This is a genomic window from Arthrobacter sp. SDTb3-6, assembly GCF_013376095.1.
Taxonomy (GTDB): domain Bacteria; phylum Actinomycetota; class Actinomycetes; order Actinomycetales; family Micrococcaceae; genus Specibacter.
Genome location: NZ_JAAMFN010000122.1, coordinates 1 through 1006, shown reverse-complemented (window position 1 = coordinate 1006; position 1006 = coordinate 1). Strand labels below are relative to the sequence as shown.

Annotated in this window: 1 protein-coding gene; it reads left to right on the top strand. The window is 66.6% G+C overall.

Going from position 1 to position 1006, the window contains the following annotated elements; translation table 11 throughout:
- Positions 1-2: 2 nt before the first annotated feature.
- The coding region (gene lipA, locus G6035_RS19585) for a lipoyl synthase (RefSeq protein WP_176618773.1) at positions 3-1006 on the top strand (1004 nt) is incomplete at its 3' end.

Sequence of the window (1006 nt, the reverse complement as noted above, 5' to 3'; positions counted from 1 at the left end):
TCATGAGCCTGGCCCCTGAGGGACGGAAGATGCTGCGTATTGAGCAGCGCAATGCGGCGGTGCCGGTGGAGCGCAAGCCGGACTGGATGAAGGCCAAGGTGGAGATGGGGCCGGAGTTCATTGCGATGAAGAACCTGGTCCAGGGCCAGGGCCTGCACACGGTGTGTGAGGAGGCCGGCTGCCCGAACATCTTTGAGTGCTGGGAGGACCGGGAGGCGACGTTCCTCATTGGCGGGTCCGAGTGCACGCGCCGCTGCGACTTCTGCCAGATCGACACCGGCAAGCCGTCCCCGATCGACATGTTCGAGCCGACGAAGGTGGCGAAGTCGGTGGTGCAGATGAACCTGCGCTACGCGACCGTGACCGGGGTGGCCCGGGACGACCTGGCCGATGAGGGCGTGTGGCTCTATGCCGAGACGGTGCGCAAGATCCACGAGCTGAACCCGAACACCGGGGTGGAGCTGCTCATCCCGGACTTTTCCGGCAAGCCCGGGCACATCAGCGCGATCTGCGATTCGGCCCCGGAGGTGTTCGCGCACAATGTGGAGACGGTGCCGCGGATCTTCAAGCGCATCCGCCCCGCCTTCCGGTACGAACGCTCCCTGGATGTGATCAGCCAGGGCCGGGATGCGGGCATGGTGACGAAGTCGAACCTGATCCTGGGCATGGGCGAGACCCGGGAGGAAATCTCGGTGGCGCTGCAGGACCTGCACGACGCCGGGACCGACCTGATCACGATCACCCAGTACCTGCGCCCCTCCGAGCGCCACCTGCCGGTGGACCGCTGGGTCAAGCCGCAGGAATTTTTGGAGCTCTCCGAGGAAGCGGAACAGATCGGCTTCCTGGGCGTCATGTCCGGGCCGCTGGTGCGTTCCTCCTACCGGGCCGGGCGCCTGTGGGCCACCGCGATGCGCAAGAAGGGCCGCGACATCCCCGCCCACCTGGCCCACATCGCCGAAGGCATCGAGGACTCCGGGCACACCCGCCAGGAAGCCGCCTCCCTCAT